Raw genomic sequence first — 25,993 nt, 5'->3', positions numbered from 1 at the left:
GAGAGTGCCGTGACCGTTGCCGCCGTCTCCCCGCCCGCCGTCGCCTCCCCGGCGGTGGGCAAGCGGGCGCGTCGCGCTCGGCGTACGGAGCTGATCCTGCTCCTGCTGGGCATGCTCGTCGTCGCGGGCTATCTCGCCGCCGTCGAGGCCAACCTGCTGGACCAGGTCACCCCGGACTTCTGGGTGCCGGCCGGCATCCTCGCGGTCGTCTACCTCGCGATGCACATGGTCGTGCGGCTGCGCGCCGCGTACGCCGATCCGGTCATCCTGCCCGCGGTCGCGACCCTGAACGGACTGGGCGTGACCTTCCTTCGCCGGCTCGACCTGGGCAAGGCGAAGGCGGGCGACCGGGCGGACTACCCGATCCTGTCCGGCGAGGGCGGCAAGCAGCTGCTCTGGACCGCGATCGCGGTGGGGCTGGCCGCCGCGCTGCTCTGGTTCCTGCGCGACCACCGGACCATCTCCCGGTACGCCTGGACCCTCGGCTTCGTCGGCATCATCCTGATGATGCTGCCCGCGGTGCTGCCGGCGCGGTTCTCGGAGGTCAACGAGGCCAAGCTGTGGATCAAGTTCGGCTCGTTCTCGATCCAGCCGGGTGAGTTCGCGAAGCTCATGCTCGCCTCTTTCTTCGCCTACTACCTGGTACGCAAACGCGAAGTTCTGGCCCTGGCCAGCCGCCGGGTGCTCGGCATCGACTTCCCGCGCGGCCGGGACCTCGGCCCGGTGCTCGTGGTCTGGCTGCTGAGCCTGCTCGTCCTCATCTTCGAGAAGGACCTCGGCACCGCGCTGCTCTACTTCGGCATGTTCATCGTGATGGTCTACATCGCGACCGAGCGCGTCAGCTGGCTGATCATCGGTCTGGTGCTGTTCTTCGGCGGCGCCGTGCTGGCGTACGTGCTGGGCGGGGCGATCGGCGGGCCGTTCGCGAACTTCTACGACCGGGCGAACATCTGGCTCGACCCCTTCTCCGGCGATCGGGCCTACAACGAGGGCTACCAGCTCGTGCAGTCGCTGCTCGGGCTGGGCACCGGCGGCCTGTTCGGCACCGGCCCGGGCGCGGGTTCGCCGAGCCAGGTACCCGAGGTGCGCAACGACTTCATCTTCGCCGGCATGGGCGAGGAGATCGGGCTGTTCGGCCTGACCGCGCTCCTGGTGTTGTACCTGCTCATCGTCGTGCGGGGGATCCGGGCCGCGCTCGGCGTACGCGACTCCTTCGGCAAGCTGCTCGCCGGCGGCCTGGCGTTCACCCTGGGTTTGCAGGTGTTCGTCATCGTCGGCGGCGTGAGCAGGCTGATCCCGCTGACCGGGCAGACGACGCCGTTCCTGTCCGCGGGCGGCTCGTCGCTCATGGCCAACTGGCTGCTGATCGCGATCCTGCTGCGGATATCGGACAACGCCCGGGCTCCGCTCGGCGCGCCCGGCGGGATGATCCGCCCGCCGGTCGCAGCGGCCCCGCCCGCGCGCCCGCCCGTCGGCACGGCGGCGGTCCCGGCCGGAAGCGTTCGGCCCGCCCCGCCGAACCGTCCCGCAGCCGCGGCCCCGGCCGGGCCGAGCGTGCCGCCAGCGCCGGACGTGCCGGCCGGGCCGACCCAGCCGGTCGGGCCGCAGCCGCTGAACCCGACGGCCGAACAGCCGACGGTCCGAACCCCCGGCAACGATGTGGCCGCCGCCGACGTCTCAGACGATGACGACCACGACAGCGGCCCCGACGACAGCGCCCTCGACGACGAGGCTCTGGGCGGCGAGGCCCCGCCCACGGAGAAGATCGACGTCAACGCGCCCGCACCGAAGGAGAACTCGTGAACGCCCCGCTACGCCGTGTCGGCGTGGTCGCGATGGTCCTGTTCGGCCTGCTCTTCGCGAATCTCAACTTCGTGCAGTGGCAGCGGGCCAACGACTACCGCACCAGCCAGTACAACGGGCGTAAGCAGGTCGCCGAGTACGACCGGCAGCGCGGCGTGATCCAGGCCGGCGGCAAGGCGGTCGGCCAGTCGATCCCCACCGACGACAATCTGAAGTACCTCCGGCAGTACCCCTACAAGCAGGCGTACGCGCACCTCATCGGCTACAAGCCGGTCAACGGGGCGCCGACCGGCGTGGAGTACCTGGAGAACGAGTTCCTCGCGGGCACCAGCGACCAGCTGTTCGCCGACCGGCTGCGCGATCTCTGGTCCAACCAGAAGACGCCGGGCGGCAACGTGGTCACCACGCTCTCGCCGAGCGCGCAGGAACTCGCGTACAAGCTGCTGGTGAACAACAACAACGACGCCAAGGTGGGGGCCGTCGTCGCGCTGGACCCGACCACGGGCGCGATCAAGACGATGGTCTCGATCCCGAGCTATGACCCGAACACGCTGACAAGCCACGACACGGGTGCGGCGGCCGACGCGTACGACAAGCTGGCGAACGACCCGACGCAGCCGCTGCTGAACCGGGCGATCAGCGAGCGGTATCCGCCGGGTTCGACCTTCAAGGTGATCGACTCGGCGGCGGCGCTGGAGCGGGGCTACACGATCAACACGTCGATCCCGGCCGGACCGAGCTACACGGCCCCGGGTACGACGCACGCGATCCACAACGCGGCCGACTCGATCTGCCCGGAGAGCCAGGTGACCCTCATCGAGGCGCTCACCGAGTCCTGCAACACCGGGTTCGCCCAGCTGGGCGTGACGCTCGGCCCGCAGGCGCTCACCGACACCGCGTCGGCGTTCGGCTTCGGCGACGATTCCCTGCGGATCGGCAAGCCGGACGCCGACGGCGGCCTGCCGGTGGCGGCGAGCCAGGTGGGCACCTTGACGACGGCCAGCGGCCCGGACAACCCGGTGATCGCCCAGTCCGCTATCGGACAGGCCGACGTCGCGATGACCCCGTTGCAGGGCGCGATGATCGCCGCCACGGTGGCCAACGACGGCCGGCAGATGCGGCCCTACGTCGTCGAACAGCTTCTCGGGCCGGACCTGACGACGAACTACTACAAGGCCACACCGAAGCAGCTGCGGGTGTCATGTTCCGACAGCGTCGCCCGCAACCTTCAGGCGATGATGGTCAGCGTCGTGCAGAACGGCACGGGCAAGAAGGCTCAGATCGACGGCTACCAGGTCGGCGGCAAGACGGGCACCTCGCAGAACGGCGACGGCCAGAAAGATCACGGCTGGTTCATCGGCTACGCCATGAAGGACGGCAAGCCGGTCGCCGCGGTGGCCGTGTTCCTCGCGAACGCGGGATCCGGCGGCAGCAGCGAGGCTGCGCGGATCGGCGGGCTGGTCATGAAGGCCGTCATCACTGACCGGGGAGGTAAGTGATGGTGTCCCCAGGCACGCTGCTGTCGGGGCGGTACCGCCTCGACGAGCGCATCGCCACGGGCGGCATGGGAGACGTGTGGCGCGGAACCGACGAAACACTCGGCCGCACCGTCGCGATCAAGATTCTGCTGCCCGCCCTCCTGGAGGAGGCGGGATTCTCGGAGCGCTTCCGCCAGGAGGCGCGCACGATGGCCACGATCAACCACCCGGGCGTCGTGGACATCTACGACTACGGCAGCGACCAGCAGGTCGCGTACCTGGTCATGGAGTACGTCGAGGGCGACGCACTGTCGCGTACGCTCTCCCGCGTCGGTCGGCTCACCCCCGCCCGGACCATGGCGCTCATCGCGCAGGCCGCCGAGGCGCTGCAGGCCGCGCACACCAAGGGCATCGTCCACCGCGACGTGAAGCCCGGCAATCTTCTGGTACGCGCGAACGGCACGCTCGTGCTCACCGACTTCGGCATCGCCCGCTCCGCGGTCGCGGCCCAGTTGACGGCGGCCGGAGCGGTGCTCGGCACGGCTTCCTACCTGGCGCCCGAGCAGGCGTCCGGCCAGACCGCGACGGCCGCTTCCGACGTCTACTCGCTGGGCGTGGTCGCGTACCAGTGCCTGTCGGGGCGGCGGCCGTTCGAGGGGGACAACCCCATCGAGATCGCGATGAAGCACGTACGCCTCGCCCCGGCCCCGCTCCCGCCCGATGTTCCGCCGGCCGTGCGGGCGATCGTCGAGCGGGCGATGGCCAAGGACCCCGGTGCCCGGTGGCCGAGCGCGGCCATCTTCGGCGCGGCGGCCCGGCAGGCGGCGGCGGTGCTGAGCGGCGACCAGTCCGGCCGGGCGCCGGTCGGTTCGCCGGTCTCGCCGATGCCGTACTCGCCGGCGCCCGTGTCGCCCGGCCGCGCGTCCGTGGCCACCGGCAATCCGACGCCGACTCCGGCCCAGAAGGGCGCTCCGCCCTTGTCGCATGTCGGGGCGCCCAACGGCGGCGGGTTGCCGAATCGCGTACCGGCGCAGGTCAGCGGGCAACCGGGTCCGTCCAGCGGAGGCGGTGTCGGCGTACCCGGCCCCACCCCCGTACGCGCCACGGAAACGAAGACCGCCGTGCAACCTACGGGCGGGGCATGGCGTACCTTTTGGATGATTTTGCTGGTTTTTGTGGCTATGGCGGCCATTGTTGCGTGTGCGGGGTACATCGGGTACAGCGTGACGCGAAATTCGGTCTGGGGTGGTTCCGGTCACATCGACGCGCCCCAGAACGTGACAAGACCGGCGGGGATTTGGCAAGCTGACTCGGCCCGGGTAAAGCTGACGGAGTTCCGGGCGACGAGCCCGGAGCCGACGACCGAAGGACGACGGACGAGATGACGCAGGCCCGGCTGCTGGGTGGCAGATACCAGGTCGGCGAGCTGCTCGGCTACGGCGGCATGGCCGAGGTGCACCGCGGGCGCGATCTGCGCCTGGGGCGCGATGTCGCGATCAAGATGCTGCGTACCGACCTGGCCCGGGACAACACCTTCCAGATGCGGTTCCGCCGCGAGGCGCAGAATGCCGCCGCGCTGAATCATCCGGCGATCGTCGCCGTCTACGACACCGGCGAGGAGCGCGGGGCCACCAACGAGGTCCTGCCCTACATCGTCATGGAGTTCGTGGCGGGGCGCACGCTGAAGGAGGTGCTCGCCGCCGAGGGCCGGCTCATGCCGCGCCGCGCGCTGGAGATCACCGCCGACATCTGCGCCGCCCTCGAGTTCAGCCACCGGCACGGCATCATCCACCGCGACATCAAGCCGGGCAACGTCATGCTGACGCCCAACGGCCAGGTCAAGGTGATGGACTTCGGCATCGCGCGGGCCCTGGCCAGCGGCGCGACCACGATGACGCAGACCTCGGCGGTCATCGGCACCGCCCAGTACCTGTCGCCGGAGCAGGCCCGGGGCGAGGCGGTGGACGCCCGTTCCGACGTCTACGCGGCCGGCTGCGTGCTGTTCGAGCTGCTCTGCGGGCACCCGCCGTTCGTCGGCGACTCGCCGGTGGCGGTGGCGTACCAGCACGTGCGGGAGGATCCGCGGCCGCCGTCGACCAGCAACCGCGACGTCACGCCGGACATCGACGCGATCGTGCTCAAGGCGCTCGCCAAGAACCCCGCCAACCGTTACCAGTCGGCCGCCGAGATGCGCGCCGACCTCCTGCGCGCCGCCTCCGGCCGGCCGGTCCTGGCCACCCCGGTGCTGCGCGAGGAGGAGACGGTGCCGATGACGGCGGCACCGCGTACGAACGGCAACCGCAACGGCGCCCGGGTCGGCAACGGCAAGCGGAAGCGGACCTCCGGGGCCGCCATCGCCGTCCTGTCGTTCCTCGGCGTGCTGGCCGTGGTCGCCGTCGCCGCCGGCCTGATCCTGCTCAACCAGCCGACCAAGGTGGACGTGCCGCGGGTCGTCGGGATGACGAAGGACCAGGCCGAAGCCATGCTCAAGCACGACAACTTCGGGATCGCGTACGGTGCGCCGGATACGAGTGCCGACTGCGACAAGGACCGGGTCGTGTCGCAGACGCCGCCCGGCGGGCAGAAGGCCGAGGAGCGGTCGACCGTGACCGTCGTGCTGTGCACCGGTCCCGGTACCACCAAGGTGCCGCCGCTGGTCAACCTGAGCCGGTCGGACGCCGAGGCGGCGCTGGCCGGAGCCGGGCTGCAGGCGAAGTTCGTGCCGGTCGACAGCGAGAAGCCCAAGGACCAGGTCCTCTCCTCGAACCCGGCGCCCGGCACCAGCGTGGAGCGGGGGTCGACGGTCGAGGTCGCGATCTCGCTCAACAACAAGGTCGCCGTCCCGAACGTCATCGGCATGACCCAGGAACAGGCCATCAACACCCTCAAGGGTTACGGGCTGGAGGCTCAGGTCGTCCTGGGCCAGGAGGTCGCCCCCGAGGACGCCGGCAAGGTCAGCGACCAGACCCCTCGCAAGGACACGCTGGTCCTCAAGAATTCCAAGGTCAAGATCTCGGTGGACTACGCCGCGACGACGAGCCCGTCCCAGTCCGCCTCGCCGGAGCCGACGAACACGCCGTAGCGCGGACGCGTACCAGCTAGTCAAGATCCGCAAGCATCGCTTGCGGATCTTGATGTTACTGGGCGAAGGCGGCCAGGCGGCGGCTGTCCACCTCGGCGGCGAGGGCCGGTGCCAGCTCCCGGGCGTCGGGCCGGCCGCACGCGGCCAGCCAGTTCGCGAGCATGATGTGGCCGCCCTGCGTGAGCACCGACTCGGGGTGGAACTGCACACCCTCGATCGGCAGCGTGCGGTGCCGCATCGCCATCACCACGCCGCGGCCCGAGCCGCTCGCCGGCAAGGTCCAGCCGGTCACCTCGATCTCGTCCGGGATCGTCGACTCCACGACGGCCAGCGAGTGGTAGCGCGTCGCGGTGAACGGTTCCGGCAATCCTTCGAGTACGCCGACCCCCAGGTGCGTGACCAGTGACGTCTTCCCGTGCAGGAGTTCCGGTGCGCGGTTGACCGTCGCCCCGAAGGCGGCTCCGAAGGCCTGGTGGCCGAGGCACACGCCGAAGATCGGGACGTCGCCGCCGCAGGAGCGGAGCACGTCGAGGCAGACCCCGGCGCTCTCCGGCGCGCCCGGCCCGGGGGAGAGCAGGATGCCGGCCACGTCCAGCCGGCCGATCTCGGCGAGCGAGACCTCGTCGTTGCGGCGTACGTCGCACTCGACGCCCAGCTGGCCGAGGTACTGGACCAGGTTGTAGACGAACGAGTCGTAGTTGTCGATCACGAGTACGCGCATGTCCATCACCCTGCCACGGAAGCGGACGGCTGTGGCGTGCCGGGTTGGGAGTTGTCCACGGTGGGATACGGCACGACGTCCTGGCCGGGCACCACGTCGACGGGGTTGCCCACCTGGACGTCGTCGAAGGGCAGCAGCGGTTCGGCCCACGGGAACGCGAAGTACCACAGCAGCGCGACCACGCCGCCGGTCAGGGCGAACGCGGCGGCCAACCGGGCCCACCAGGGGCCGGGCAGGCGGCGCCAGATCCAGGCGTACATGCGTCAGCCTCCCAGCTCCGGCGGCGGTCCGTCGGCCCGGGACTGCTGCCCGACCAGGGACGCGTGGATGATCAGGCGCTGGTAGTTGTCCCATTTCGGGTTGCACGTCGTCAGGGTCAGCAGCTTGCCGGGCTCGACCCCGGGCGGCGTCGGCGAGACGACCTCCACCTGCGTCGGCTTGACGATGCGCTCCTTGACGACCGCGTACACGTACCAGGTCGACCGGGTCTCGACGACGATCTTGTCGCCCACCTCGACCTGGTCCAGGTCCCAGAAGACCGAGCGCATCCGGTGCCCGGCCATCGCGAAGTTGCCCTCCTCGCCGGGCATCGCGCTGTTCGGGTAGTGGCCGGGGGCGTACCGGATGTCGTCGGGTGCCACTCCTTCGACGACGACCCAGTGCTTGTTCAGCCGCGGGATGTAGAGGCGGCCGATCGCGTCGCCGGGCGGGGGCGGGAGCTCCTTGCCGCCGGGCGCCGACGGCTTGGCCGAAGGCTGGTCCCAGTTCTGGGCGAGCTGCTGGTTCAACGTGTCCTGGTGGGCGTCGACGATCGCGGTCTTGCCCCACACCTCGTACGCGGCGAACAGCAGCACCACGAGGCCACACGTGATCATGATTTCGCCGACGGTACGCAGACTCGTCCGCACCACCGACCCGACGGTGACCCGGGTGTAGTCCGAGTACGCCGACGCGTACGCGCCCTTCATGCGTACCGCGCGGATGGGTGCGCCGGAGGTGTCGCGGCGCCGGGGCTTCGCGTCCTCCGGCTCGGGGGCGGGAACATCGGGGATCTTGCCGATCAGCCCGGTCGGCTCCGCCCACGCGGGTTCGGCCCCCTCCGCCGGTACGCGTGGCAGCGTGGCCGTGGCGTCCGCTTCGATCCGGGGAATGGTGGCCGTGGCGTCGATGTCCGGCGGCGGAACCGCCACAACCGGAACCGCCACAACCGGAACCGGTCCGGGAGCTGGAACCGGGGCCGGAACGCCGTCCTCGATGCGCGGAATGACCCCGGTCGCGTCGAGATCCACGGGCGGTGCCGCCGGCGGTCTCGGTGCCGGCCGGGCCGGCGGCGTGGCCGCGGTCGGTACGCCGTACGGCAGGTAGGTCGCGTTCCGGTTGTCCCCGCTCGGCGGCGCGAAGCCGGGCTCCCCGATCATCGGGGGATTCGCCGGCGGGATGAACGGCCGGCTGTCGGGCCAGCGGGCGGAGCCCAGCGGGAGGAATTCGGTAGAGGCCGGCGCGGAAGTTTCAGGACTTTCAGGCCCGGAATCGTCGGAAGGCGCCGCATCCGTCACGGGCGGGATGAACGCCGTCTCATCGGTCGGGGCGGCCGGCGGGCGGCCGGGCGGAGCGACCGGCGGAGCCGAGATCGGCACCTGGGTCGCGGGCGGCGCCACGGTGTGCACCGGCTCGTCCGCCTCCGCGCCCGGTGGCGCCGCGGCCTGCGGTGCACCGGCCGGTCGTGGCCGTCCCTTGGGCTTCGGCCGCGACTCCTGCGGGCCGTCACCGACCCGGGGAATGATCGAGGTCTCGTCGTTCGGATCGGAGGCGCGATGCCGGCTCACTTGGCCACCTCGGCGTGGCTCAGATCGATGGAACCGGTGTACGCCGGCGCCACGATCTTCGACTCGTCGGACACCTGGTAACCCAGCCCGAAGTCGCGTACCGCCTGCTCGAAGGCTTGGACGCCGGGGTCGGCGGAGAGCGCCGCACGCATTCGGCCGGGATCGCCGATCGCCTTGATCACGAATGGCGGCGAGTACACCTGGCCCTGCAGCAGCAGCGTGTTGCCGACGCAGCGGACCGCACTGGTGGAGATCAACCGGATGCCCATGATCGTCATAGCCTCCGCCCCGCCGGCCCACAGCGCGTTCACCACCGACTGCACGTCCTGCTGGTGGACGACGAGATCGTCGTTCGACACCTGGTCGGAGCGGCTGCCCTTCTGCGGGGTGGGCGCGTCGTTGAGGCGTACGGTCAGGCCCGGCCCCTGCAGGGCGGTCAGCCCGGCGGCCTGCAACGAGGCGTCACCCCGGGCCCGCGCCTGGGCGAGCGGGGTGTCGGTGCCCGCTAGGCCCGCGGTTTCTTGATCAACATCGTTGCGCAGGCTGCGGGCGGTCTGTTCCTCGGCGGCGATCCGGGCCTGCTGCTGCTGGATGACCTGGGCCATCTGCGGCCGCCGGTCCTCGCGCAGGGCGGTGCCGGAAGCCGTATTGGCGCTGGTGGTGAAGAGCACACCGGCCGCGATCATGATCGCGGGCACGCCCAGCGACCATCCGATCGAGCGTCCCGGACGCCGGGACGGGCGCAGTACCCCCACGGCTCGACGGACTGCTCGCCGCCACGACGAAGAGCCGGATGTGTACTCCACCACTCCCCCTTCTCGTCTTGTCGCGTCGATGTGACTACGCTAGCTGTTGAACATTATTCAGGCCGGTCCGCGTCGGCATCCTCCGGTGCGGTGACCCGGTCACATATTTCGGGTCAGACCAGCCCAGGGAGAACTTTCGATGCCCAAGTCGCAGGTACGCAAGAAGAAGGTTTACACACCGCCGACCGACGTGCGGCCGACCGCCGCGATGGCGGAGAAGCGTCCGAGCCCGGTGTGGCTGCCCGTGACGGCGGTCGTGCTGATCGTCCTGGGCATCGCGTGGCTTGTCGTGTACTACCTCTCCCAGGGCGAGTACCCGGTCATGAGCTGGCAGTACTGGAACATCGCGGTCGGCTTCGGCGCCATGGTCGTCGCGCTCGGCCTGCTGTCCAAGTGGCGCTGACGCGTTCGCGCTGAGGCAGCCGGCCCCATCCGGCCAGAAGTCACCAGTACGCACGTCAAGACCAACGAAGCCGCGGCCCGAGTGGACCGCGGCTTCGTCGTGTCGAAAGGTGGTCAGCGCCGGGTGTGTCCCGCCGGCAGGCAGACCGGGCGGCCGCCCGAGTAGGTCAGCGTCTGGCACGACGTCGGCCCGGTGGTGCTCATGAACAGCGTCGTCCAGTCGCTCGGTACGCCTGCCCCGCTGACCGCGCGTACCAGAACCGTGTAGTTGTACGGCGGGGCGTTGGTCACGGTGAGCTCCGAACCCGGGGCGAACGTGGTCGGCGCGCCGGGGATCGGCGGGGTGAACTGAACCTCGAAGTGGTCGACGGGGTCGCCCGACACCGAGTAGCCGCCCGCGTCACCGACGCCGTAGACCGTGGTGACGCCGACCGTGCCCGTGCCGCCGTCCAGGTACGCGTACCCGGCGGGGGCGGAGGGGCGGGCCGCGCACTGGTAGACCCGGAAGTCGTCGACGTAGAAGTCCAGCCCGCCGCTGCGGTACGCGCTGGGGGCCACCGACTGGAGCCGGAACCGGAACTTCACCGACTTGCCGGCCAGCGACGAGATGTCGAGCCGGGTGGCGTTGTAGCCGTCGAGTTCCGGCATCGCGCCGCCGCCGCCGAACGCGAACCCGTCCGCGACCGGGAAGGCCGCTCCGGTCCACGCCCCGCCGTTGACGCTGTACTCCAGGTACGGGATGCCCTGGCTGTCCCGGGTCAGGGCGCCTGCCATCAGGCTCAGGTAGGTGGAGCCGGCCGGCACCGTGACGGCGTTCTTCATGGTGGCCGTCGCCCCGTTGCCGGCGCCCGCGGTCGTGGTCCAGCCGTTGAGCGAGCCGGCCCCGGTGTACGCGTACTCGTAGGGCGCGATCGGGTCCGGCAGGGTCAGCCAGTAGGGCGCGTTGGTGACGTCCCAGGTGCCGGGCTTCTCGAAGCCCTCGTAGTACACCGTGTTCAGCGGCTGGTTCGACTGCGGGCAGAACTTGATCCGGGTCGGGAACGAGCCGCCGTCGACCGTCGGGTCGAGCATCTTCGTGGTGGTGATCGCGTTGGCGACCACGCCGCAGTCGGCGAGCGTGACCCCGTAGTGGCCGATGAGCTGGGAGCAGGCGCTCGCCAGGGTCGAGCCGAGCAGCGGGTAGTCGGCGCCCGACGGCAGCAGGTGCTGTACGCGGTACCACAGCTGGGCCGACTTGGCGTTGCCGTCACCGGACATCCCCGTCGCGATCAGGTACGCCGCGTAGTTGGCCGGGCCGGAGTTCGTGTGTACGCCGCCGTTGTCCAGCAGCTGCGGGTCGGTCTCCCAGTAGGTGCAGCCGTAGCAGGACGGCTGGCCGTAGAGCTCGGGCTGCTTCATGCTGCGGATCGCGCCGATCGGCAGCGTCTCGCCCATGAGCCACTTGTCGGCCGCGGACTTCGACGGGTTGTCGGCCTGGTCGATCAGTTCGCCCATGATGTCCGAGAGCGCCTCGTTGATCGCGCCGCTCTGGTAGGCGTACATGAGGCCGGCGGAGTGCTCGGTCACGCCGTGCGTGTACTCGTGCGCCACCACGTCGTCGGTCGCGAAGCCCTGGCCGAAGACGAACTGCGTCCCCTCCCAGTACGCGTTCTGGTACGGGCAGCTGCCGCTGGTGTGGCAGGCGCGGACCGTGGCCCGGACCTGGGCGCCTTGGCCGTCGAACGAGTCCAGGCCGAACTTCGCCCGGTAGAAGTCCTCGGTCTTGCCGATCATGGTGTAGACCGAGTTCACGTCGGCGACCGAGGAGGCCGCGCCGCCCTCGGTCCGGGTCGTCGACTGCAAACCGAGGAAGCTCGTGGCGGTGCACAGGTAGTTGGCGCTGGTGTTCAGGTTGACCCGCCGGTTGGCGAGATCGCAGATGATCCGGTTGTTCGCGTACTCCCGCTCGTTGATCGTCAGGCGGACGGTGCCGTCGACCGCGTCGACCAGCACCTGCGCCACGTCGCCGCCGTTCTCGTCGGTCACCGACACCGACCAGGTCGGCCGGGCGCCCGTCGGGCCCGCGGGCGCGCCGATCAGGGCCGGGTCGTACAGCCACAGCTTCGTCTCGCCGGCCCGCAGGCCGGCCGCGTCCAGCTGCAGCTTGTCGGCCGCCGGGGGGATCGCCTTCGCCACCGCGTCCGCCTCGGACAGCTTCGCGCCGCCGCCCGGCTTCTGCTGCGTCGTCTCGGCCACCGCCGCGCGTACCGCCGCGCCGCGGCTGGTCACGATCACCTCGCCGCCGAGCACCGGCAGGCCGCCGGCCGTCTGCGCGTACCGGGTCACGGTGTCGCCGCCGGGCAGCTGCCGGGTCTCGCTCTTCTTCAGGGAGTACGCGTCGCTCAGGCCGAACGATCCGGCGTACCGGCCGACGAACTCGTCGGTGCCGGACTTGCCGAGCGTCTCGCTGGGCTGCGCCGTGACGGTGCGGATGGCGCCGCTGGGCGCGAGCACGATGCTGGGCTTCTTCGTCCCGCTCGTACGCAGTTCGGAGACGCCGGTGGCGGCCGGGAGCGCGCCCTTGGGCGGCTTCGCCGGTACGCCGGCGGCGCCGGTGGAGGAGGCCGGGCTGGGTGCCGTGGTCTGGGCCACGGGGCGTCCCGGCAAGAGGCCCACCACGGAGGTTCCGGTCCCGCCGAGTACGGCGGTGACGGCGACAGCGCTCAGCGCCACGCCCGCGGCGATGATCGCCACGCTGGTGCGTGTCTTCACGAGAGTCCTGGGGGTGTGAGGGAGGGAGGAGCAGTCCCGAGTCTATGAACCGGTGCGCGACCATGCTGCCCCGTCCCCGGCCGCTCCGCCGTGCGCGGCCCGTAGGCTGACCGTAAGCTGTGGCCAAGCCGATATTACTCAGCGGTAACCTAGGCGTTAGGCTGAGCGGAACATCGACGTTTCGAGGAGTTGCGCATGGGCGGCGTGCAGATCGTCACCACGGTGCTGGCCTTCGCGATCACCGTGGTCGCGGTGGTGCTGGTCTGGCGGGCGGTGGTCCGCATGCTGGCGGTGATCAAGCTGGGCCAACCCGACCCCACGCGTACGCGTGACAAGGGTGCCCGCCTGAAGGTGATGCTGGCCGAGACGGTCGGGCACACCCGCATGCTCAAGTGGACACCCGTCGGCATCGCGCACTGGTTCGTGATGGTCGGCTTCGTCCTGCTGTCGTCGCTGGTCCTGGAGGCCTACTTCGAGGTGGTCTCGCCGACCGGCGAGCTGCCCGTCATCGGCGGCTGGGGGCTGTTCGGCTTCGTCACGGAGTGGGTCGGCGTCCTCGGCATTCCGGCCATCCTGTATCTGATGTACGTCCGGCTCACGAATCGGCCCAACCGGGCAGGCCGCCGCTCGCGCTTCGCCGGCTCGACGATGTGGCAGGGCTACTTCGTCGAGTGGGTGGTCCTGCTCGTCCTGGTGTGCGGCATGCTGATCCGCGGCTTCAAGGCGGCCAACGGCCACCTGCCCTATCCGACGTGGGCCGCCCCCGTCTCGCACGCGCTCGGCGACATCCTCCCGGCGTCCGCGAACGCGGTGTCGATCGTCGCCCTCGTCAAGATCGTGATCTCGATGACCTGGGCCATCGTGATCGGCCTGAACGTCACGATGGGCGTGGCCTGGCACCGGTTCGCCGCGTTCTTCAACATCTTCTTCAAGCGCTCCGGCTCGTCCGCCCCGGCTCTCGGCGCGCTCAAGCCGATGACGGACTCCACCGGTCAGCCGCTGAACTTCGAGGAGGCCGACCCGGAGAAGGACCTGTTCGGCGTGGCGCAGGTCGAGCATTTCACGTGGAAGGGCCTGCTGGACTTCACCACGTGCACCGAGTGCGGCCGCTGCCAGTCGCAGTGCCCGGCCTGGAACACCGCCAAGCCGCTGTCCCCGAAGCTGCTGATCACCAGCCTGCGCGACCACGCGTACGCGAAGGCGCCCTATCTGCTCGCGGGCGGCGGCAAGGACATGGCGGGCGAGGAGAAGGCCACCCAGGAGCAGCTGGCCGGCGTGAACGTGCTCGCCCTGGCCGAGGCGGAGCGGCCGCTGATCGGCGGCGTCGACCTCAACGGCGTCATCGACCCCGACGTGCTGTGGTCGTGCACGACCTGCGGAGCCTGCGTGGAGCAGTGCCCGGTGGACATCGAGCACGTCGACCACATCGTCGACATGCGTCGCTACCAGGTGATGATCGAGTCGTCGTTCCCGGCCGAGGCCGGCGTCATGCTGCGCAACCTGGAGAACAAGGGCAACCCCTGGGGCGCGCCGCCCAACACCCGCGAGGACTGGACCAAGGGCCTCGACTTCGCGGTGCCGCGCGTGGCCGACGGGGCGGAGTTCGAGTACCTGTTCTGGGTCGGCTGCGCCGGCGCCTTCGAGGACAAGGCGAAGAAGACCACCCGCGCGGTCGCCACGCTGCTGAACGAGGCCGGCGTCCGGTTCGCCATCCTCGGCAACAACGAGACGTGCACCGGCGACCCCGCCCGGCGTATCGGCAACGAGTTCGTCTTCCAGATGCTCGCCCAGCAGAACGTCGAGACGATCAAGGAAGCCGGCGTCCTCAAGATCGTGGCGACCTGCCCGCACTGCTTCAACAGCATCGGCAACGAGTACAAGCAGCTCGGCCTGGACGTCGAGGTCGTGCACCACACCGAACTGCTCGCCCACCTGGTCAAGACCGGCAAGCTCACCCCGGTCGCACCGGTCGACGGCGGCCTGACCTACCACGACCCGTGCTACCTCGGCCGGCACAACCGGGTCTTCACCCCGCCGCGCGAGGTCCTCGGCGCCGCGCTGGGTACCAAGCCCATCACGGAGATGCCCCGCAACAGCGAGCGCTCCTTCTGCTGCGGTGCCGGCGGCGCCCGCATGTGGATGGAGGAGCGCATCGGCAAGCGGATCAACGTCGAGCGTACCGAGGAGGCCGTCGCGACCGGTGCGGCCACGATCGCGGTCGGCTGCCCGTTCTGCTCGACGATGATCACCGACGGCGTCAACGCCACCGGCAACACCGACAAGGTCGAGGTCGTGGACGTCGCCACGGTGCTGCTGCGGTCGGTGAAACCGGAGCCCGCCGCGAGCTGACGAGGCCGGTGGGCGTGGGTGCGGACGACCTGATTCGCGCTCGCGCCCGCCGGGTAAGATCACCGCATCGACGACCTATTGCTCTCCCTGCTGTTGCCGTTGTTGCTGTTCGTGCTGCTCACGGCGGGTAACGCCTTTTTCGTCGCGGCCGAGTTCTCGTTGGTCACGGTCGACCGGGCGGAGATCGACGAGCTGGCCGAGGCCGGCGACCGCAGGGCTCGGACCGTCCGGCGCGCCCTGCGGGCACTGAGCTTCCAGCTGTCCGGCGCCCAGCTCGGTATCACGATCACCGCCCTGCTGACCGGTTACATCGCCCAGCCCGCGTTCGACGTGCTGCTGCGCGGCCTCGGGCTGCCGGCCGGCGCCAACCACGCGATCGCACTCGCGCTGGCGACCCTGTTGTCGATGCTCTACGGCGAGCTCGTGCCCAAGAACGCCGCGCTGGCCAAGCCGATGCCGCTGGCCCTGACGACGGCCGGCCCGCTGCGGGTCTTCTCGCGGATGTTCACCTGGCTCATCGCGGCCCTCAACGGCAGCGCCAACTTCCTCGTCCGCCGCCTCGGGATCGAGCCGCAGGAGGAACTGGCCAGCGCCCGGTCGCCCGAGGAACTGGGCCTGCTCGCGGCGATCTCCGCCCGGGCCGGCGCCCTGCCGACGGACACCGCCCTGTTGCTCCAGCGCACCGTACGCTTCGGCGAGAAGCGGGCCGCCGAGGCGATGACGCCGCGCGTGGACGTGGTCGGGCTGACGGCGTCGGACACGATCGCGGAGCTGATCACGACGTCGATCGAGACGGGCTTCAGCAGGTTCCCGGTCTACGTCGAGACGCTCGACAACATCACCGGCGTCGTGGCGATCACCGACGCGCTCGCCGTCCCGCCCCACCGGCGTGCGGTGACCAGCGTGAACGCGGTCGCCCGCGAACCTGTGCTGGTGCCGGAGTCGCTGGACCTGGACGCGGTCTGGGCCGCCCTGCGCGCCGGCCGATCGGACCTCGCCGTGGTCGTCGACGAGTACGGCGGCACCGACGGCGTCGTCACCGTCGAGGACCTGATCGAGGAGATGGTCGGGGAGATCGCCGACGAGCACGACTCCGAGGCGGACGCGGTCGAACTGGGGCTGACGGCCCCGGCCGACGCCCGCGAGCACCTGGTCGACGGCGTACTGCGGGAGGACGAACTGCGCGAGCAGACCGGATTCCGGCTGCCGGAAGGCCCCTACGAGACGCTCGCCGGCTTCCTCATGGCCCGCCTCGGCCACATCCCGAGCGTCGGCGAGACCGTACGCGAGAACGGCTGGGAGTTCACCGTCGTGGAAACGGATCGGCACCGGGTCGAACAGGTCCGCGTGGTCCGCCCCGAACTGCCCGAGGACCACGAGGACGAGGAGGACACCGCGTCATGAGCGGCATCCTCGTCATGTTCCTCCTGCTGCTGGGCAACGGATTCTTCGTCGCCGCCGAGTTCGCGCTGATCGCGTCGCGGCGTACCGTGCTGGAACCGCGGGCCGGGTCGTCGCGGCGCGTACGCTGGGCGCTCAGCGCGATGGGCGAGATCCCGCTCATGATCGCCGGTGCGCAGCTGGGCATCCAGATCTGCTCGATCCTGCTCGGTGCCATCGCCGAACCCGCCCTGGCGCACCTGATCCTGCCGGTGTTCGAGTTCGTGCACCTGCCCGAGCAGTTCGTGCACCCGGTGGCCTTCGTGTTCGCCCTGACCATCGTGGTCTACCTGCACACCGTGCTGGGCGAGATGGTGCCGAAGAACATCACGCTCGCCGGGCCGGAGAACACCGTCGTGTGGCTCGGCCCGCCGATGCTGCTCTTCTGCACGGTCACCAAGCCGCTGCTCGTGGTCATGAAGTGGCTGGCCCGCAAGACGCTGGCGCTGTGGCGCGTACAGGCGGTGGACGCGGTGAAGTCCGTCTTCACGGCCGAGGAACTCGCCGGACTGGTGACCCAGGCCCGGCACGAAGGACTGCTCGCGCCGGAACAGCACGCCCGGATCTCGGGCGCGCTGGCGATGCACGAGCGCACCGCGGCCGACGCCCTGCGCCCGTGGGCCGAGGTCGACCTGGCCACCGACGACACCTCGCCGGCCTCGCTGGAGGTGCTGGCGACGCGTACCGGGCGGTCGCGGTTCCCGGTGGTGCAGCGCACGACGCGTCGCGTACTCGGGTTCGTGCACATCAAGGACGTCATCGGGATGAGCGGCGCGGCCCGCCGCGGTCCCATCCCGGCCGACGTCATCCGGCCGCTCGCCGTGGTGCCGCCCGACCGGAGCCTGGCCGACCTGCTGCTCGGCATGCGCCGCGAGCGGCGGCACATGGTGCTGGTCAGCGACGGCCGCCAGCCGCTCGGCGTGGTGACCCTCGACGACGTGCTCGCGGCCGTCTACGGGCGGGACGAGCGCCGGCCGGACCGTGCCGTGCCGGCCGCGACCGGCGGAAACCGTGCGTGAACGCCCGTGAGCAGGGTGAAGTTTCCTCGCGATGAGGTTGCTTTCAACTAACACGCCCCCCTAGGGTTGTGAGCTGTGCCTCCCCTCCGCACCGTCTATCGTGGACTGATCGCGCTGCTCGGCGCCGTAGTCATCGGCCTCGCGCCGACTGCGGTGTACGCGGCCCCCAGCGTCTCCGAGATCGAGAAGCAGATCGACGAGGAGTGGCAGAAGCTGGAACCGCTCGTCGAGCAGTACAACAAGGTCCATACCGCGCTGCAGAAGAACCAGAAGAAGGCGTCCGATCTGAGCAAGCGGATCGCGCCCCTGGCCCTGCAGGTCGACGTGTCGCTCGGCCAGGTCGGCGACATGGCGAGCCAGTTCTACATGGTGGGCGCCGCGTCGCGGCTGACGGCCCTGCTGAACGCGAAGTCGCCCGACCAGTTCCTCGACCAGCTGGGCTTCCTCAACGAGATCGCCTCGCAGCAGCAGGAGGCGATCGAGGGCGTCAGCAAGCAGAAGAGCGTCTACGACGGGCAGAAGGAACAGCTCGACGCCCTCATCGCGCAGCAGAAGCAGCAGGACGCCACGCTCGCCGCGCAGAAGAAGGTCATCCAGGCCGAGATGGACCGGCTGCAGAAGCTGCGCATCCAGGCGTACGGGACGTCGACCGTGGGCGGCAGCCTGCGCATCGGGGTCTGCCCGCCGGTGCTGCCCTCGGGCAAGCGCGCCACGGCGGTCAAGAAGGCCTGCTCACTCATTGGCAAGCCGTACGTCTGGGGCTCCGACGGGCCGAACTCCTACGACTGCTCCGGCCTGACGAAGGCGGCCTGGGCGGCGGCCGGGATCTCGCTCGACCACTTCACCGGTGATCAATGGGGCCAGTCCCATTACGTGCCCAAGGCCTCGCTGCAACCCGGCGATCTGGTCTTCTTCTACGGCGACCATCATCATGTCGGCATATACATAGGCAACGGGCTGATGGTGCACGCGCCACACAGCGGTGATCAGGTACGCATGGCGTACATATCCAACATGCCGATCACTCCGAGCGGGACGAGATCGGTGCTCTGAGCCGGACCGACCCGACCGCGGCGGCGACCAGCACCCCCAGAACGATCGTGAGCAGGCCGGAGATCAGCAGAGTCCGCTGACCTCCGGCCGCTTCCGTCAGCGGGCCGCCGATCAGCGTGCCGAGCGCGGTGGCCGGTGTCGTCAGGGCCGTACGCGTCGCCAGCACCCGGCTCAGCAGATGGGCCGGGCTCAGCCGCTGGAACAGCGAGGTGCAGATGGCCGTGAAGGGCCCGTAGATCAGCCCGCCGAGGCCGAACCCGATCAGGCCGGGCGTCACGGTGTCGCTGAGCCCGAGCGGCAGCAGGGCCGCGCCCCAGCCGACGATGATCGCGACGACGATCACCCACAGCGGCCGGTGCCGCAGCGCGTTGGCCGACAGCCCGCCGGCGACCGCTCCGACACTGAACACCGCCCAGTACGCGCCCAGCAGCCCCGACGATCCGTGCAGCTCGCGGGCGACGTGGATCGGCAGGGCGACCTCGACCGGCCCGTAGAGGAAGAAGAACACGCACGTGACGGCGAGCAGCCCGACGAGCTGCGGTTGGCCGAGCACGGTACGCCATCCGCCCGCCGTGTCGACCTCGGTCGGCACCGGCGGGACCCGGTTGGCCTGGCGGGCCGCGGTGGCGGCGAGGACGGCGAAGCTGACCGCGTCCACCCCGATCACCCAGCCCGGCCCGGACACCGCCGTCAGTACGCCGGCCAGCGCCGGCCCGATGATCCAGGCGGACTGCTGGAACGTGGCGACGAGGGCGTTGCCCGCGACCCGGTCCTCGTCCGGCAGCACCTCGGCGACCAGCGTGTACGCGCCGGCGTTGCCCCACGCGTGCAGCAGCGACGAGCCGGCGAGCAGCAGGACGTAGCCCGTCGGGCTCAGCGCGCCCGAGATCGCGAGGACGGCGACCGTGCCGAGCGCGACCGCCCGCAGCGCCGAGTCCACGACGACGAGCCGGGCCCCGGAGAAACGGCGTACCCAGCGGCCGAGCAGGGCGGCGCCGACCGTCGACGGAAGCGCGTAGGCGGCCACGGCCAGACCGGTCCACACTCCGGCCTGCCCGGCGGGCGCGATCTGCACCGGCAGCCACGCGACCGCGACCAGGCTCATCCCGTCGCCGAGCGCGGACACCGCCATCGCCGGCAGGATCCGCCGCAGCACAGGCTGCCGCAGCACGCGGCCGTAGCTCCCCGAAATCACCCCACGATCATGAACACCGGTGTACGCGACCGGCAACCGCCCTGCCTGCGGGAAATCCGGACGTTAATTGTGCAGAATTGTCCGAATGAGACGAGTACGCCTCGGCGCCGCCCTCGCCGTCGGCCTACTGACCTCGGTGCTCGCCTTGCCGGGCCAGGCCGCCGCGCCGACCGGACCGACGGATCCGAGCGCCCCGGCCGGCGTACCGGCGAATGTGAGTGTGCGATACCACTTCGACGCGGGAGTCGGGCCGGCGGTCTGGGACGACGCGCGGCTGCTGCGTTTGCGGGCGTTGGGCGCCCGCGACGGTGCGGTACGCGCACAGCGGCGCGGAACCGGCTACGCGGCGGCCTTCCCCGCGCCGTGCCGGACGGCGGAGCCCGAGTGCCCGCGGGCGATCCTGGAGAGCGACCCGGCCCCCTGGCTGAACCCCGGCGTACGCGACGTGCGTTGGGGTGCGCAGGTGGTCCTGCCGCCGCAGTCGACCACGGACGGCGAGAACGTCGTGCAGAAGGGCTTTTCCACGCAGGGCACGCAGTTCAAGCTCCAGGTCGACCATTTCGGCGGACTCGCCAGCTGTGTCGTGGCCGGCCCCGATGCCGGACTCAACCAGATCTACGTGGCGCAGTGGAACATCTCCGTCGCCGACGGCACCTGGCACAAGCTCGACTGCGTACGCCATTTGGGTAACCTGTCCCTGTACGTTGACGGACAGTTACGGGCCGGGGTGACGGTGCCGGTGGCACTCTCCATTGTGAACCCTGATCCACTGCGTTTGGGCGGAAAAGGAATCGGCCCCTGGAACGATCAGTTCCACGGTGAGCTGGACGATGTCTACGTCACGGTGGGTTAGAACCTTGACACGTATCGAAGTGCATGGTAGCCGTGGGTTGCGGTTCGATAACGCCGCTTCTACTCTCACTAAGACGCCGTGAATCGGCCGCCCAACCAGGACGGCCTCGGCGTCGCCGCCGAATCGACGGTCTCGCAGGTCGCGGGCCCGTTGAACCGGGGAACCAGGTCAGGCGAGGCAACCGCCTCAGGGGGTGAATCCGCGGGCGACCGCGGTAGCGCTATCTTCCAGCGCGAATCCGTCAGCTAACCCGGTAGGCGGTGGGGACCTCCGTCCCCAGTGGGAAGAGGAGACCGGTGGTCAGCCATACCCGCTCGGTCCGCCGCTCGCGCGCCCTGATCACGCTCGTCCTGAGCGTGGTCGCGACCATGGGGATGCTGCTGAGCAGCGAGGCCGTCCGCGCAGATCCGTCGATCGGCGATCTCGAAAAGCAGATCGACGCGACCTGGAACAAGCTGGAACCCCTGCTGGAACAGCACAACGCGACCAAGGCCCAGCTCGCGAACGAGCGCAAGAAGGTGGACGCGCTCGAGAAGCAGCTGGACCCCCTCAAACTCCAGCTCGACCTCGCGATGGCGCGGGTCGGCGACTTCGCCTCATACCTCTACGTCGGCGGCGGTGCCTCCGAGATCAACGCGATGCTGGACGCCAAGTCACCCGACGACGTCACCAATCAGCTCGTGCTGCTCGACCAGTTCTCCCGGATGCAGCGCGAAAGCCTCGCCGCGGTGATGGCCAAGCGCGACGACCTCGAAGCGCGCAAGAAGCCCATCGCCGACAAGGTCGCCGCCCTCGACGCCGCCGAGAAGGACCTCGCCGCCCAGGCCGCCGCCTTCAATGCCCAGATCGACAGCCTGCAGAAGCAGGTCACCAAGCTGTACGCGAGCACGGGCGGCCTCGGCAGCCTGCGGCCGTCGCCGTGCCCCTACACCTACCCGGGTGGCAAAGCCGGTATCGCGATCAAGTACGCGTGCGCCCAGATCGGCAAGCCCTACGTCTGGGGCGCCGACGGGCCGGGCAGCTTCGACTGCTCGGGCCTGGTGCTCGCGGCCTGGGCGCAGGCCGGGATCTCGTTGCCGCACAACGCCCGGCAGCAGTGGTCTTCCGTCCAGCACGTCTCACGGGCGAACCTGAAGATCGGCGATCTCGTCTTCTACTACAGCGACATCCACCATGTGGCGCTGTACGCCGGAGACGGCTGGATCGTGCACGCCTCGATGGCCGGCGTACCGATCCGGATGCGAGACATCGACGCGGCCTCGATCTACGGATACGGGCGGCCCTACGGCGCCTGACGACTCCGGCCCGGCTCTGCTACGCGGAGCCGGGCCAATCCGTCGCCTGCCGCACCCCGGCCCGGTACGCCGAAGCCGCCTCCGCCACCACGATCGCGGTGATCTGCGGATTCTTCTCCGGATGCCGGTCCAGCAGGAAGTTCTCCAGGTCGGCGTACCGTTCCTCGGTGGTGATGAAAGTGGTCGTCCACTGCTCACCGGCGAAGAAGTCGCCCAGCTGCCAGGCGGCCACCGCCACCGGGCCGACAACGTGAGCCGAAGCGGCCAACCGGGCGCGTACGGCATCGTTCGCAAGCTTGGTCGCCGAGTCGGGGGTCTCGGTCGTGGTAGTCACATTCAGCAGGCCGGTCACCATCGCAGGTTAGGACAGGCGGCGGGAGTTTGTCCGGCGGGCAGGGCGGTGGCGGGACGCTTCACCCTGTCGTCTTCCACACAGTAAGACGACCAAGTTCAGCGAATGCATCCCGGAAAGCTTCACCACTCCGACATGTGCCGGACTCTGAGGTGGGGAAACAGTGAAGCCCTGTCCATCAGATCACTGATGAGCAGGGCCTTTGTGTTGGAGCGGGTGACGAGAATCGAACTCGCACTGTCAGCTTGGGAAGCTGATGTTCTGCCATTGAACTACACCCGCGGGCGTCGCCGACTCTACCAGGTCCGCCCCCGCGGCACGCAACGACTAACCGGGCGTGCCCGAGCGCGGTAGGTCAGGCCGCGAGCGCCGGAACGTGCCCCCGTCGCCACTCCCGGCGGCGGGGGCTGGGTCGCGCATAGCCGGCGGTACGCCAGACCTGCGCGACGCCGGCGCGGGCCCGGCCGTCTGATGTGGGACCGAGCGGAGAGTGCAGCATCGCGGTGTCGATGCGCAGTTCGAAGAGCCGCCAGGAGAGGGCGGTGGTCGCCCCGGCGCGGACGACCACGCGGGCGATCGTCGCCGCGTCGGTCACGGGCACCGCGTGCCCCGTCAGGTACGCCTCGACGTCGCTCTCCTCGGCCGGAAAAGCGTGCAACGCGTACCGGCCGTCGCGTTCGATGTCGCGACGCTTGGGGGAGTCGATGAGGAAGCAGTAGAGGCCCTCGTCGGTGATGACGGGGGAGACGGGATGCACCCGGGGGCCGCCGTCGGCCCGGACCGTGGCGAGGTAGCCGAGGCCGGGGCCGTACTGGTGGAACAGCGCGCGGATCTGTTCCGCGAGCTGCGGTGAGGCGGCGGCGAACTGGTTCCAGGTAGCCATGCGGCCACTGTATAGAACAAATGTACGATTCAATAGCGGAAACGCCGCCGCGGGTGAAACCTTCGCGAAGGGTGCGATGAGCGCGACGGAGTGTGATAGCGGAAACCCAGCAAAACCGGCGAAACACGGGAAACCCGAGCAGTGGCGTCACGCAGTAGAGACGGTAGTCTGCTCAGGTGCTGCTCTCGGATCGCGACCTCATGCTGGAGATCAAGAACGGTCAGCTCCAGCTGGAGCCGTTCGACCACGATCTCGTGCAGCCGTCGAGCATCGACGTTCGGCTGGACCGGCTCTTCCGCGTGTTCAACAACCATCTGTACACGCACATCGACCCCGCGTTGCAGCAGGACGACCTGACCTCGCTGGTGGACGTCGCCGAGGGGGAGCCCTTCGTGCTGCATCCCGGCGAGTTCGTGCTGGCCTCCACTTTGGAGGTCGTCACGCTCGGCGATCAGCTGGCCGGCCGCCTGGAGGGCAAGTCCTCGCTCGGCCGGCTCGGGCTGCTCACGCACTCGACCGCAGGCTTCATCGACCCCGGCTTCTCCGGGCACGTCACGCTGGAGCTGTCCAATGTGGCCAATCTACCGATCACGCTGTGGCCGGGCATGAAGATCGGCCAGCTCTGCCTCTTCCGGCTGTCGTCGCCCGCCGAGCACCCGTACGGTTCCGCCGTCTACGGATCGCGCTACCAGGGGCAGCGCGGCCCGACGCCGAGCCGCTCCTGGCAGAACTGGCGCACCTGGCCCACCCGCTAAGCCTTCGGCTCCAGGCCGAACATCGGCAGGCACGGCTCCAAGCCTTCGATCTCCACGGGTACGCGTACCACGGCGCGCCAGTCCGCGAGATCGAGCCGGAGCCGCTGGGTCCGGGCGGCCACACCCCGCCGCGCGTAGATCTCGATGCCGTCGGGCCGGTAGCCGAGTTTCTCCGACACCCGCAACGACGACGGATTGTCCTCGAACGCGGCGGAGCGGGCCGAGGTGGCGCCCAGGCCGTCGAAGGCGAGGGCGAGCAGGGCGGCGCGCATCTGCGTACCGAGGCCGCGACCGTGGTGGCGGCGGCCCATCCAGGATCCGGTGTGCACCTCGCGGATGACGGCGAAGTCCTTGGCGGACATGGTCTGCTTGCCGACCGGCGCACCGTCCGAATAGGCGACCATGTCCAGGTGCCAGTCCCGCGGCGTCCAGGCGCCCAGCGTACGCAGATAGTGCAGGACGATGCCCCGGCCGGGGTTCGGGAACTCGGTCCAGGGCACGAAGAACGGCATGAACGCGGGGTCGTGGACGCCGTCCTCCGCGACGGCGCCGAGATCACCGAGCTCTGCCATGGTGGGCAGGCGCAGTTCGAGATCCGGTGTGCGCAGGCGTAGTCCGAAGATCGGTACGAGATCGGCGAGCATGGCGACCATGGTGTGCGGCAGGGCCGATCCGGACAAGCGCTTTTCATGGGGACCCTCCTCCGGCCGGTCAGATTCCGGTCGTCTGTCGGGCCAACCTCATCGTCGTTGCGGCCCCGATCCGGCATGCTGGTTCGCGTACTCGAACGACTGCTGTGGTCGACTCGACGGCCACTGACCCCAGGGACCCGCGCCGGTGTCGGCGCGGCCGTCGTCCTGCTCATTTTGCTGTCCCTGATCGAGTACGCCGACGGTCCCGAGTCGCACTACATCGGCCTGATGGCGACGGCGCCCTTCCTCGCGGCGGCGTTCGCGCCATGGCGGTCGGTGCTGGTGGCGGGTGGTCTCGCGACCGCGGCCGGGCTCGCCTTCGCGATCTGGAGCCGCCCGCACGGCGGGGCGACCATGCTGAACGTCATCGGCATCGCGCTCGCGACCGGTCTCGCCGCCGCGGCCGCCGCGGTACGCCAGCGGCAGGCCGAGCGCATCGCCGAGCTCTCCCATCTCGCGACCATCGCGCAGCAGGCCGTCCTGCGTCCGCTGGGCCCGATCGTCGGCGGCCTGTCGGTGGCCGGCCGCTACATCTCGGCGACCGCCGCGGCCGACATCGGCGGCGACCTCTACGAGGCGGTCGAGACGGCGTACGGGGTGCGGATCATCGTGGGCGACGTGCGGGGCAAGGGCCTCGACGCGGTACGCCTCGCGAGCATCGTGCTCGGCTCCTACCGGCACGTGGCGTTCGACCGGGCCGACCTGCCGGCGATCGTGCGCGACCTGGACCGGGCGGTCGCCCGCAGCGTGAGCGAGGAGGACTTCGTCACCGCGGTCCTCGTCGAGGAGCGCGGCGGGACGCTGACCGTGGTCAACTGCGGCCATCCCGCGCCGCTGCTGCTGCGCCGGGGCGCGGTGATCACACTTGAGCCGCCCTCGCCCGCGCCGCCGCTGGGCTTCATGCCGTCGGCGAAGCCGCGGGTGGAGCGGCTGGAACCGGGCGACCGGCTGCTGATCTTCACGGACGGTCTCGCGGAGGCCCGCCGCGACGGCGACTTCTTCCCGATCGGCGAGCGGGCCTGGCGGCTGCTCGGCCACGGCAAGGTCGGCGACGGCCTGGCCTCGATCGAGGCCGCGCTCATCGAATGGGTGCACGGCCGCCTCGACGACGACATCGCCTTGGTACTCATGGAGTACACCGGCCCGCAGGCGTCGGGACCCACGCCGAGCTGGGAGACGGGCAACGCCCCGTCCGGACCCAGCGCCGCCAGTCCCGAGGGCGCGACGACGCCGTAGCG

Annotated in this window: 21 protein-coding genes, 1 tRNA gene, 1 pseudogene and 1 riboswitch; of the genes and pseudogenes, 13 read left to right on the top strand and 10 right to left on the bottom strand. The window is 70.1% G+C overall.

Translation table 11 applies throughout. From position 1 onward, the window contains the following. Nucleotides 1-9: 9 nt before the first annotated feature. From G401_RS45285 to pknB, 4 genes and pseudogenes are all read left to right on the top strand, one after another. A pseudogene (locus G401_RS45285) lies at nucleotides 10-1,509 on the top strand (FtsW/RodA/SpoVE family cell cycle protein); the annotation flags it as partial. A 290-nt stretch (nucleotides 1,510-1,799) separates the two neighbouring features. Beyond that, nucleotides 1,800-3,302, top strand: coding sequence for a peptidoglycan D,D-transpeptidase FtsI family protein (locus G401_RS0112705; RefSeq protein ID WP_027342807.1), 1,503 nt, complete (start codon nucleotides 1,800-1,802; stop codon nucleotides 3,300-3,302). Continuing rightward, a complete protein-coding gene (locus G401_RS45280) occupies nucleotides 3,302-4,666 on the top strand; it encodes a serine/threonine-protein kinase (RefSeq protein WP_084557117.1) in 1,365 nt (454 codons plus the stop codon). The genes G401_RS0112705 and G401_RS45280 overlap by 1 nt, the downstream gene beginning before the upstream one ends. Next, complete coding sequence (pknB, locus tag G401_RS45275; protein ID WP_034591565.1) at nucleotides 4,663-6,363, top strand: Stk1 family PASTA domain-containing Ser/Thr kinase; 1,701 nt, start codon at nucleotides 4,663-4,665, stop codon at nucleotides 6,361-6,363. The genes G401_RS45280 and pknB overlap by 4 nt, the downstream gene beginning before the upstream one ends. Before the next feature lie 55 nt (nucleotides 6,364-6,418). Here pknB and G401_RS0112690 read toward each other — a convergent pair whose 3' ends face one another. From G401_RS0112690 to G401_RS0112675, 4 genes are read right to left on the bottom strand one after another with little or no spacing between them, the layout of a single operon-like run. Then, a complete protein-coding gene (locus G401_RS0112690; protein ID WP_027342806.1) occupies nucleotides 6,419-7,084 on the bottom strand; it encodes an aminodeoxychorismate/anthranilate synthase component II in 666 nt (221 codons plus the stop codon). A 5-nt stretch (nucleotides 7,085-7,089) separates the two neighbouring features. Further along, on the bottom strand, nucleotides 7,090-7,344 hold the full coding sequence (locus tag G401_RS0112685; RefSeq protein ID WP_027342805.1) for a hypothetical protein: 255 nt from the start codon (nucleotides 7,342-7,344) through the stop codon (nucleotides 7,090-7,092). Nucleotides 7,345-7,347: 3 nt separating this feature from the next. Beyond that, entirely contained in the window at nucleotides 7,348-8,910 is a 1,563-nt protein-coding gene (locus tag G401_RS55755; RefSeq protein ID WP_027342804.1) for a class E sortase, read from the bottom strand. Beyond that, on the bottom strand, nucleotides 8,907-9,608 hold the full coding sequence (locus tag G401_RS0112675; RefSeq protein WP_322787728.1) for a DUF881 domain-containing protein: 702 nt from the start codon (nucleotides 9,606-9,608) through the stop codon (nucleotides 8,907-8,909). Before G401_RS0112675 ends, G401_RS55755 begins: the two co-directional genes overlap by 4 nt. A 247-nt stretch (nucleotides 9,609-9,855) precedes the next feature. Here G401_RS0112675 and G401_RS0112670 point away from each other — a divergent pair, with 247 nt between their 5' ends. After that, a complete protein-coding gene (locus tag G401_RS0112670; protein ID WP_027342802.1) occupies nucleotides 9,856-10,119 on the top strand; it encodes a cell division protein CrgA in 264 nt (87 codons plus the stop codon). Between the two features lie 113 nt (nucleotides 10,120-10,232). Here the strand turns inward: G401_RS0112670 and G401_RS52640 are convergent, their stop codons facing one another. Then, the gene (locus G401_RS52640) at nucleotides 10,233-12,869 is read right to left on the bottom strand and encodes a M4 family metallopeptidase (protein ID WP_027342801.1); all 2,637 of its coding nucleotides are present in this window, start codon (nucleotides 12,867-12,869) and stop codon (nucleotides 10,233-10,235) included. Between the two features lie 195 nt (nucleotides 12,870-13,064). Between G401_RS52640 and G401_RS0112660 the strand changes: the two genes are divergently transcribed. The 4 genes from G401_RS0112660 to G401_RS45260 all read left to right on the top strand — a co-directional run bounded on the left by G401_RS0112660 (nucleotide 13,065) and on the right by G401_RS45260 (nucleotide 18,730). Further along, complete coding sequence (locus G401_RS0112660; protein WP_027342800.1) at nucleotides 13,065-15,218, top strand: (Fe-S)-binding protein; 2,154 nt, start codon at nucleotides 13,065-13,067, stop codon at nucleotides 15,216-15,218. Nucleotides 15,219-15,311: 93 nt separating this feature from the next. After that, nucleotides 15,312-16,622: a hemolysin family protein gene (locus tag G401_RS0112655; RefSeq protein WP_027342799.1), complete on the top strand. Its 1,311-nt coding sequence runs from the start codon at nucleotides 15,312-15,314 to the stop codon at nucleotides 16,620-16,622. Next, the gene (locus tag G401_RS45265) at nucleotides 16,619-17,677 is read left to right on the top strand and encodes a hemolysin family protein (RefSeq protein ID WP_051366568.1); all 1,059 of its coding nucleotides are present in this window, start codon (nucleotides 16,619-16,621) and stop codon (nucleotides 17,675-17,677) included. The genes G401_RS0112655 and G401_RS45265 overlap by 4 nt, the downstream gene beginning before the upstream one ends. A 75-nt stretch (nucleotides 17,678-17,752) precedes the next feature. Next, nucleotides 17,753-18,730 carry a C40 family peptidase gene (locus G401_RS45260; RefSeq protein WP_034591498.1) on the top strand — a complete coding sequence of 326 codons (978 nt, stop codon included), beginning with the start codon at nucleotides 17,753-17,755 and terminating at the stop codon, nucleotides 18,728-18,730. On the opposite strand, the gene G401_RS45255 is transcribed toward G401_RS45260, so the two are convergent. Continuing rightward, nucleotides 18,699-19,901, bottom strand: coding sequence for an MFS transporter (locus G401_RS45255; RefSeq protein WP_245601699.1), 1,203 nt, complete (start codon nucleotides 19,899-19,901; stop codon nucleotides 18,699-18,701). The genes G401_RS45260 and G401_RS45255 overlap by 32 nt on opposite strands. A 109-nt stretch (nucleotides 19,902-20,010) precedes the next feature. On the opposite strand from G401_RS45255, the gene G401_RS0112635 reads away from it, so the two are divergent. Continuing rightward, on the top strand, nucleotides 20,011-20,778 hold the full coding sequence (locus G401_RS0112635) for a LamG-like jellyroll fold domain-containing protein (RefSeq protein ID WP_051366567.1): 768 nt from the start codon (nucleotides 20,011-20,013) through the stop codon (nucleotides 20,776-20,778). Nucleotides 20,779-20,894: 116 nt separating this feature from the next. Further along, nucleotides 20,895-21,045: riboswitch (cyclic di-AMP (ydaO/yuaA leader) on the top strand. Nucleotides 21,046-21,074: 29 nt separating this feature from the next. Beyond that, nucleotides 21,075-22,073, top strand: a complete 999-nt coding sequence (locus G401_RS0112630; protein ID WP_027342797.1) for a C40 family peptidase — start codon at nucleotides 21,075-21,077, stop codon at nucleotides 22,071-22,073. A gap of 19 nt (nucleotides 22,074-22,092) precedes the next feature. Here the strand turns inward: G401_RS0112630 and cutA are convergent, their stop codons facing one another. The 3 genes from cutA to G401_RS45245 all read right to left on the bottom strand — a co-directional run bounded on the left by cutA (nucleotide 22,093) and on the right by G401_RS45245 (nucleotide 23,308). Further along, on the bottom strand, nucleotides 22,093-22,407 hold the full coding sequence (cutA, locus tag G401_RS45250) for a divalent cation tolerance protein CutA (protein WP_211240726.1): 315 nt from the start codon (nucleotides 22,405-22,407) through the stop codon (nucleotides 22,093-22,095). Between the two features lie 226 nt (nucleotides 22,408-22,633). After that, nucleotides 22,634-22,707: transfer RNA gene (locus tag G401_RS0112620), tRNA-Gly, on the bottom strand. A gap of 73 nt (nucleotides 22,708-22,780) precedes the next feature. Next, complete coding sequence (locus tag G401_RS45245) at nucleotides 22,781-23,308, bottom strand: pyridoxamine 5'-phosphate oxidase family protein (protein WP_084557115.1); 528 nt, start codon at nucleotides 23,306-23,308, stop codon at nucleotides 22,781-22,783. A gap of 176 nt (nucleotides 23,309-23,484) precedes the next feature. Here G401_RS45245 and dcd point away from each other — a divergent pair, with 176 nt between their 5' ends. Further along, complete coding sequence (dcd, locus tag G401_RS0112610; protein WP_027342795.1) at nucleotides 23,485-24,063, top strand: dCTP deaminase; 579 nt, start codon at nucleotides 23,485-23,487, stop codon at nucleotides 24,061-24,063. Here the strand turns inward: dcd and G401_RS0112605 are convergent. Further along, nucleotides 24,060-24,743 carry a GNAT family N-acetyltransferase gene (locus tag G401_RS0112605; RefSeq protein WP_245601698.1) on the bottom strand — a complete coding sequence of 228 codons (684 nt, stop codon included), beginning with the start codon at nucleotides 24,741-24,743 and terminating at the stop codon, nucleotides 24,060-24,062. The two genes, dcd and G401_RS0112605, sit on opposite strands and share 4 nt — an antisense overlap. Nucleotides 24,744-24,830: 87 nt before the next feature. On the opposite strand from G401_RS0112605, the gene G401_RS45240 reads away from it, so the two are divergent. Then, entirely contained in the window at nucleotides 24,831-25,991 is a 1,161-nt protein-coding gene (locus tag G401_RS45240; protein ID WP_051366566.1) for a PP2C family protein-serine/threonine phosphatase, read from the top strand. The last annotated feature ends 2 nt before the right edge of the window (nucleotides 25,992-25,993 follow it).

Origin of the sequence: Hamadaea tsunoensis DSM 44101, assembly GCF_000428945.1 — a bacterium.
In the GTDB taxonomy this organism is placed as follows: Bacteria; Actinomycetota; Actinomycetes; order Mycobacteriales; family Micromonosporaceae; genus Hamadaea; species Hamadaea tsunoensis.
This window is presented reverse-complemented; position numbering and strand designations above follow the sequence as displayed.